The sequence below is a fragment of the Microbacterium sp. H6 genome (assembly GCF_003314775.1).
Taxonomy (GTDB): domain Bacteria; phylum Actinomycetota; class Actinomycetes; order Actinomycetales; family Microbacteriaceae; genus Microbacterium; species Microbacterium oxydans.
Genome location: NZ_QOAY01000276.1, coordinates 13,185 through 20,128 on the forward strand (window position 1 = coordinate 13,185; position 6,944 = coordinate 20,128).

Annotated in this window: 11 protein-coding genes and 1 pseudogene; 5 read left to right on the forward strand and 7 right to left on the reverse strand. The window is 66.8% G+C overall.

All coding sequences use genetic code 11. The annotated features are described in order from the left end of the window. Positions 1 to 313, reverse strand: a pseudogene (locus DSP71_RS24245) (hypothetical protein); the annotation flags it as partial. 90 nt (positions 314 to 403) lie between these two features. On the opposite strand from DSP71_RS24245, the gene DSP71_RS18015 reads away from it, so the two are divergent. Next, positions 404 to 904 (forward strand): GNAT family N-acetyltransferase, encoded by a 501-nt coding sequence (locus tag DSP71_RS18015; protein ID WP_113681739.1) that lies wholly within the window; start codon positions 404 to 406, stop codon positions 902 to 904. A gap of 6 nt (positions 905 to 910) precedes the next feature. On the opposite strand, the gene DSP71_RS18020 is transcribed toward DSP71_RS18015, so the two are convergent. Next, on the reverse strand, positions 911 to 1,522 hold the full coding sequence (locus DSP71_RS18020; RefSeq protein ID WP_113681740.1) for a flavodoxin family protein: 612 nt from the start codon (positions 1,520 to 1,522) through the stop codon (positions 911 to 913). 90 nt (positions 1,523 to 1,612) lie between these two features. On the opposite strand from DSP71_RS18020, the gene DSP71_RS18025 reads away from it, so the two are divergent. Then, entirely contained in the window at positions 1,613 to 1,816 is a 204-nt protein-coding gene (locus DSP71_RS18025; RefSeq protein WP_028503256.1) for a hypothetical protein, read from the forward strand. Positions 1,817 to 1,837: 21 nt separating this feature from the next. Here the strand turns inward: DSP71_RS18025 and DSP71_RS18030 are convergent, their stop codons facing one another. The 4 genes from DSP71_RS18030 to DSP71_RS18045 all read right to left on the reverse strand — a co-directional run bounded on the left by DSP71_RS18030 (position 1,838) and on the right by DSP71_RS18045 (position 5,004). Further along, positions 1,838 to 3,412 carry an amino acid permease gene (locus tag DSP71_RS18030; RefSeq protein WP_113681741.1) on the reverse strand — a complete coding sequence of 525 codons (1,575 nt, stop codon included), beginning with the start codon at positions 3,410 to 3,412 and terminating at the stop codon, positions 1,838 to 1,840. Between the two features lie 169 nt (positions 3,413 to 3,581). Further along, positions 3,582 to 4,184 (reverse strand): GNAT family N-acetyltransferase, encoded by a 603-nt coding sequence (locus tag DSP71_RS18035; RefSeq protein WP_058631232.1) that lies wholly within the window; start codon positions 4,182 to 4,184, stop codon positions 3,582 to 3,584. Positions 4,185 to 4,192: 8 nt separating this feature from the next. Beyond that, complete coding sequence (locus DSP71_RS18040) at positions 4,193 to 4,585, reverse strand: ImmA/IrrE family metallo-endopeptidase (protein WP_046749758.1); 393 nt, start codon at positions 4,583 to 4,585, stop codon at positions 4,193 to 4,195. A gap of 44 nt (positions 4,586 to 4,629) precedes the next feature. Further along, entirely contained in the window at positions 4,630 to 5,004 is a 375-nt protein-coding gene (locus DSP71_RS18045) for a helix-turn-helix domain-containing protein (protein ID WP_231589757.1), read from the reverse strand. Between the two features lie 94 nt (positions 5,005 to 5,098). Here DSP71_RS18045 and DSP71_RS18050 point away from each other — a divergent pair, with 94 nt between their 5' ends. Genes DSP71_RS18050 through DSP71_RS18060 form a run of 3 tightly spaced genes read left to right on the forward strand, consistent with a single transcriptional unit; the run spans position 5,099 to position 6,729 of the window. After that, positions 5,099 to 5,329, forward strand: coding sequence for a helix-turn-helix domain-containing protein (locus DSP71_RS18050; protein ID WP_220151143.1), 231 nt, complete (start codon positions 5,099 to 5,101; stop codon positions 5,327 to 5,329). Between the two features lie 50 nt (positions 5,330 to 5,379). Beyond that, positions 5,380 to 6,309 (forward strand): aldo/keto reductase family oxidoreductase, encoded by a 930-nt coding sequence (locus tag DSP71_RS18055; protein WP_113681742.1) that lies wholly within the window; start codon positions 5,380 to 5,382, stop codon positions 6,307 to 6,309. Positions 6,310 to 6,348: 39 nt separating this feature from the next. Next, positions 6,349 to 6,729: a PLDc N-terminal domain-containing protein gene (locus DSP71_RS18060; protein WP_113681743.1), complete on the forward strand. Its 381-nt coding sequence runs from the start codon at positions 6,349 to 6,351 to the stop codon at positions 6,727 to 6,729. Here DSP71_RS18060 and DSP71_RS18065 read toward each other — a convergent pair. Next, on the reverse strand, positions 6,726 to 6,944 hold a 219-nt coding region (locus DSP71_RS18065), incomplete at its 5' end, for a DUF1731 domain-containing protein (RefSeq protein WP_113681744.1). The two genes, DSP71_RS18060 and DSP71_RS18065, sit on opposite strands and share 4 nt — an antisense overlap.

Genomic DNA, 6,944 nt, shown 5'->3' on the forward strand with positions numbered 1-6,944 from the left:
GTGCGGGCAGGGACAGCACCGCGGCCTGGCGTCGAGGATCGATCGCCGCCAGTAGATAGCGACCGTCGTCGTCGCGAAGCGGGAGCTCGGTGACGCCGACGACGAGGTCCCACCGGTTCTGCTCGGCGTGCGCGCGGAGTCGTTCGAGGGCGACGTCGACGTCTTCGGATCCGAGGGTGAACGGCTCGCTGAGGAGCTCGACGATCCAGCCGTCGGCCTGCGCGGCGACCGGCGGTGTGAGATCGGTCATCCGACGTGCGACGACGGTGGGCGAAGCCGGGTCCGCCACGAGCCCCACTCGGATCGGCTCCATCTCCGCAACCTACACCTCTCCCGAGTACACCGCACGGGAGCGAACTGATCTTCGCCCTGTGATGTCGGCGGCCCGTGGCAAGATCCGTGCATGGAAACCCTCAGACTCCGGACCTGGTCCGAGAACGACCTCGAGCTGCTGCATGCCGCCAACACCCCAGAGATGACCGCGCACCTCAACGGGCCGGAGACCGACGACCAGATCACGGAGCGCCACGCCCGTTACCTGCGCCTGGTCGCCTCCGGAGAAGCGCGGATGTTCGTCGTCGAGGACGAGGAGGGGATGTCGCTCGGGTCGATCGGCTACTGGCCGGTCGTGTGGAGGGATGAGCCGGCATGGGAGACCGGATGGTTCGTCCGACCCGAAGCGCAGGGGCGCGGGGTCGCATCGAAAGCCCTCGCCCTCCTGATAGACGACGCCCGTGCGCACCCCGAGCCGCGGCGGCTCCTGATGGCCTGTCCCGCGATCGAGAACTCCGCCTCAAACGGAGTCTGCCGACGTAACGGCTTCACGCTGCACGGCACGGTCACGGACCAGTTCCGTGGCGCCGAGATGACCGTGAACGAATGGGCCCTCGACCTCACGGCCTGATCGACGTCATTCCGCGGGGTACTTCTGCGCCTTGAGCAACCGCGCCAGGTGAGCGGCGTTCCTGGTGGCAGTGCTGATCGCGGACGCGACCTTCTCGGGAGTCTCCTCGAGGTCCTTGTAGTCGGTGGTCTGCATCGCCTCGCCGTTCCAGTAGACCGAGCTCTGTGCGGGAACCGTGTATCCGACGTCGTTCAGTGACTGGAAGAGGATCGCCGCGATATGGTGGGCGCCGTCCTCGTTGCCGACGACGCCGGCGATGGCCACCTTGTCGAACAGGATGGGGCGGCCGTCTTCGTCGCTCTCGCCCAGCTCAGCGTCGAGGCGTTCCAGCACGCGCTGCGCGACGCTCGAATGCTGACCCATCCACGTCGGCGTGACGAAGACCAGGATGTCGGCGTCGAGTACCTGCTGACGGATTCGCGGCCACTCATCACCGTCACCCATGTCCTTCTCGACCCCAGGGCTCAGCGAGAAGTCGACGGCGCGCACGAGGTCGCCGGTGACATCGTGCTCTGCCAGGGCGTCGAGGAGCTGCGTCGCGAGGAGGTCGGAGCTGGACGACGCGGGAGACGGCTTGAGCGTGCAGGAGATGGCGACGGCGGTGAGGGGAGTGTTCATGCTCCGAGCACACCAGACCTCGAAGAACGTGCACAGGGGGTTTCCCAGTCCGGGCTATCCTGGTAGACGGCACCGACGACAGGAGATCCCGTGATCCTCAGCTTCCTCTTCTTCATGATCCTCTTCATCGGAGGCATCCTGCTGATGGGTATCTCCTTCGGGCTGCCGGCATTCCAGGCGCTCGCCTTCTGCGGCGGTCTTCTGCTGGTGACGCTGGCGCTCGCCTTCATCTTCCGCCAGGGCGGCTCGGCCACTCGTCGCTCGAACAACTGGTCGGGCAACGCCACCGAGTAACCCCCGCGGCGCGTCGTCGCCTCAGGGCTTCTTGCGCCGCAGCGCCTCCGCTGCCTGGCGTCCGGCGACGACCGGCAGGACACCGGTGAAGCCTTCCCGAACCCGAGCGGCGTCGGCGATCTTGCCGCGTGCGGCGAACCACCCGATGACCAGTGCGGGGATGAGCAGCACGAGCGAGGCCAGCACCCAACGTCCGGTCTCGGAGAAGCCCATGGACACCAGCACGAACAGCAAGAACGCCAGGGTCAGGTAGCCCGTGTAGGGGGCTCCGAACATCCGGAACGATGGGCGTTCCACCAGTCCTCTCTTCGCGAGCGTGTGCATCTTCAGCTGACACAGGATGATCGTCGCCCAGCCGCCGATGATGCCGATGGCCGAGACCTCCAGCACGATCTCGAAGGCCTGCGAGGGCCAGAGGGCATTGATGCCGACCCCGATCAGCGTGATCGAGGCGGTGAGGAGGATGCCGCCGAACGGTACGCCGTTCGCGCTCATCCTCGCCGTGAAGCGAGGCGCCGAGCCGTTGACGGACATGGATCGCAGAATGCGACCAGTGGAGTAGAGGCCCGCATTGAGGCTGGAGAGCGCTGCGGTGAGGACGACGAAGTTCATGACCGACCCGGCGACCGCTCCGGTGTACGGCGAGCCGATGTGGGAGAAGAAGGTGACGAAGGGCGACTCCCCGGCCTTGTACGTGTCGAACGGCAGCAGAAGCGAGAGCAACAGGATCGAGCCGACGTAGAAGACGGCGATCCGCACCACGACGGTGTTGATGGCCTTGGGCATGACCTTCGCGGGCTCTGAGGTCTCACCGGCGGCGGTGCCGACGAGTTCGATCGACGCGTACGCGAACACGACACCCGAGATGGCGAGTATCGGGGCGAAGTAGCCCATCGGGAACACACCGCCGTTGTCGGCGATGACGGCGATCCCGGTGACTCCGAGATCCGTGGTGCCGTTGAAGATGATGAAACAGGTCCCGACCACGAGGAAGACGACCAGAGCGGTCACCTTGATCATCGCGAACCAGAACTCCATCTCGCCGAACAGCTTCACGCTGACCAGGTTGAGCGACAGCACGACGACCAGAGCGACAAGGGCGATGAGCCATTGGGGGACGGCCTGCAGCGGCTCCCAGTACTGCGCCCAGAACTTGACGTACAGCGCGGCGGCCGTGACGTCGACGATCGAGGTCATCGCCCAGTTCAGGAAGTAGAGCCAGCCGCTCGCGAACGCCAGCTTCTCACCGTAGAACTCTCGTGCGTACGAGACGAAGGAGCCCGAGGAAGGGCGGTGCAGCACGAGTTCGCCGAGCGCGCGGAGGATGAGGAACGCGAAGAAACCGCAGAGGGCGTAGACGAGGATGAGTGCAGGGCCGCTGGATGCGAGACGTGCGCCCGCACCCATGAACAGCCCCGTGCCGATCGCGCCGCCGATCGCGATCATCTGGATCTGGCGGGGCTTGAGGGTCTTGTGATACCCCGCCTCCTCGTTGGAGAAGTCTGCGACCGCGAGGGTGCGATCACCCGTGAGCTCACGCTCGTTCTCGCGTGCGTCTTCGGGATCGAGGGGGACGCGGGATGTGGGGTCGGCCATGCGATACCTCTCCGGGCGAAGCGACGCGGACGCGATCTGCGCCCGACCTCCTGTGCGAATTCCTGCACAGGCTCCATGAATCATGGCGGCGATCGCGTTCGAGGACACGCATCTGGCGAGGATTCTCGCGCAGAGTACCGGTATGGGATCCGGCGTCCCGATATCGACGTCAGCGTCGTCTGGCGAGTCTCGCCTCGAGGTTCGCCCTGACAGCCGGCCACTCCGGTTCGATGATCGAGTACTCCACGCTGTCGCGCAGCGCGCCGTTGCGGTAGCGGCTCATCGCCCGCATGACCCCGTCCTGCTTCGCGCCGAGGCGCTCGATCGCCGCCCGCGACTGGAAGTTGACCCACTGCGTGGTGAGGCCGACGCGGAAGACTCCGAGGGACTCGAATGCGTGACGCAGCAGCAGCAGCTTGGACTCGGCGTTCGTGCCCGAGCCGTGCGCGGACGGTCGATTCCAGGTGAAGCCGATGTGCAGTCGGGGTACGTCGGCCACGATGTCGTAGTACGACGTGAGCCCGAGGATGCGACCGTTGGTGTCGAAGGCCGTGAAGGGGATCATCTCGCCCTTCTCGATGAGGCCGATCCGTCGCTCGACCTCCGCAGCCACGCCGTCGGGTGCGGGGACCGAGGTGTACCACGCCGTCTTCCAGAGGTCCCCCTCCTGCACTGCCTCGATCAGTCCGTCGATGTGCGATCGATCGAGAGGTCGGAGTTCCACGAGCTCGCCGGAGAGGGTGACGGGGGAGGGGGCGACGAGGAAGGCCATGCCGATATTCAACCAGCAGTGACGAGGGGCCTCTGACGCAGCAGGCGCTGGTAGGCCTCGACCAACTCGATGGTGACGTCCAGCTCGAAGGCGAGACTCGCCAGGTGCGGCCCGCGCACCTCTTCCGCCTCGGCATACGCCCGCGGCGTGATCAGGCGGGACGCCGCCCATTCGTCGGCCTGACGCTCCTGCTGCGTTCGTGTGGCCGATGTCGTCGCGGGGAAATGACCGAGGCAGGCGTGCCCCAGCTCATGGGCGAGCACACTGCGGGTCGTGCGGGCGCTCATCCCCGGAGCGAGGCGGATCGTGCGCGTGGTGGGGTCGTAGCCCCCGCGGGTGCGGCCGGGCCGCTCGACCACGCGCACCCGCTGCGCGTCGGCGAGGTGGAGGAGCTGGTGCATTCTCTCCTCCTCGTGACGTCTCGCGGGCGGAAGCCGGTATCGGCCTACTCGTAGAGGTCGTCGGTGTCGGCGTCGTGCCGGACGCCGGATTCGAAGGCGACCTCACGGCTATCTTCGCGGGGGCCGGCGACATCGGGGGTGCGCCGGATCGGCGTGATGCGCGCTGTGGTCTCGCCGTCGGCTCTGAGGCGCTCTTCCGCGCGGGCGAGCAGGACATGGGGCTCGACGCCGAGGTCGGCGCAGACCGCGTAGACGACGGGTACCGGGATCGCTCGCTTGCCCGTCACGTAGTTGTCGAGTGCACTTCGGGCGATGCCGATGCTGCGCGCCATCGCGGCGATGCTGCTCCGCGAGGCGGCGATCTCCGCGCGCATCTGGCGACCCACGGCCTCGTTGAACTCCTCTGCAGGTGTCTTCACCCGGCTCACCATAGCAGCGTGACGACGCCAGAATGCCGCCATTCTGGCCCATTCGACCCCCATTCGTGTCCGTTCGTGGCGCTAGTGTAGGCGTATGGGGACGGAATTGCGTCATTTGCTGGCATCGGAAGTCGACGGAGCACGGTTTCACGCCGGGGTGTCCTTTTCCGAGCTGTCGGAGCGTTCGGGTATCGGCCCGGACGCCCTGGGGGAGCTTCTCGACGGCAGGGAGGACTTCACCGTCGTCGACCTCGTGCGTATCGCCGATGTGCTCGGCATCCCGGTCACCGCGCTTCTTCCGGGAGCGGCAGGCGACGACTCGTGACGGTTGCTGTGCCGGACCGCCGTGTCCGTGCCTGGCGATAGCGTGGGGGCATGAAGACAGTGTCGTTCGGATCGTCCACCGCCCCCGCCGTGATCGCCGGCATGATGCGCATCGACGACAAGGATGACGCGCACATCCGCCACCTCTACGACACGACCAGGGCTGCGGGCATCGACTTCTTCGACCATGCGGACATCTACGGCGGCAGCATGCACCACTGCGAGTCGCGGTTCGCCGAGGCGCTGCAGCTGACCTCTTCCGAGCGCGACGAGATCGTGCTGCAGACGAAATGCGGCATCGTGCCCTCGCAGGGGATGTTCGACTTCTCCTACGAGCACATCGTGGCCCAGGTCGAGGGTTCGCTCGCTGCTCTGCGGACCGACCGCCTCGATGTGCTCCTGCTCCACCGCCCCGATGCGCTCGTCGAGCCCGAGGAGGTCGCCCGCGCGTTCGATGACCTGGAGAGCGCGGGAAAGGTCAGGGCGTTCGGCGTCTCGAACCACACCCCGCGTCAGATCGATCTGCTCCGCACCGCAGTCCGGCAGCCGCTGGTGGCGAATCAGCTCCAGCTGTCGATCACGCACGCACCGATCATCGCGCAGCCGGTCGCTGCCAACATGGCCGGCCATGACCAGAGCCTGGTGCGCGATGGCGGCGGCATCGTGGAGTACTGCCGTGTCAACGGGATCACGATCCAGGCATGGTCGCCGTTTCAGGACGGCTTCTCGCACGGGGTGTTCCTCGGCAACCCCGCCTACGCGGAGCTGAACGCCGTGATCGATCGCCTCGCGGCGGTGCACGACGTCACCCCGATCGCCATCGCGACCGCCTGGATCACCCGCCACCCCGCCGGCATGCAGGTGGTCCTCGGAACCACGACGCCCGAGCGGGTGGGTGATGCGGCAGCCGGTGCCGATGTCGCGCTCACCCGACCCGAGTGGTACGAACTGTTCCGTGCCGGCGGACACCTGCTTCCGTAGACCCCTGCGGTCCGTCGCGGCGTCGTCTACCCTGAACTCATGTCGTTCCTGTTCTCGCTCCTCGTCATCGCCCTGATGATCGGCGCGCTGATCGACATCATCACGCGGGACAGCTCGCTGGTGAAGTTCCTGCCGAAACTGGCGTGGATCATCATCGTGATCCTGCTGCCGCTGATCGGTGGCCTGCTCTGGTTCGGTCTCGGCCGCGAGTACGGGGAGTCCGGCATGCGGATGCCGCGGATGCGACGAGCTGAGCGGCCCGCGGCGCCGACCGACGTGCGTCCGGCGCCACCGAGGGACACGAGAACCACCGAGCAGCAGATCGCCGATCTCGACCGTGAGATCGAGGAGTGGCGGTTGCGCCAGGAGATCGAGAAGAAGCGCGGGGCCGACGGCGACGCGCCAGCCGGCACCTCTTAGGCGGCCGGCAGCCCCTGATCTGCCGGCGGGAGGTCGAAGGACTCGCGGATCGCGTCCTCCAGGAACGGATATCGGAATTCGAAACCGGCCGCTGTGAGCTTCTCCGGCAGCACCCACCGGCTCTTCAGGATCAGCTCGGTCTCGGTGCGCATGCCGATGGCTCCGAGCTCCAGCATCCATCGGGGCATCGGAACCCCGATCCGCGCTCCGAGGGC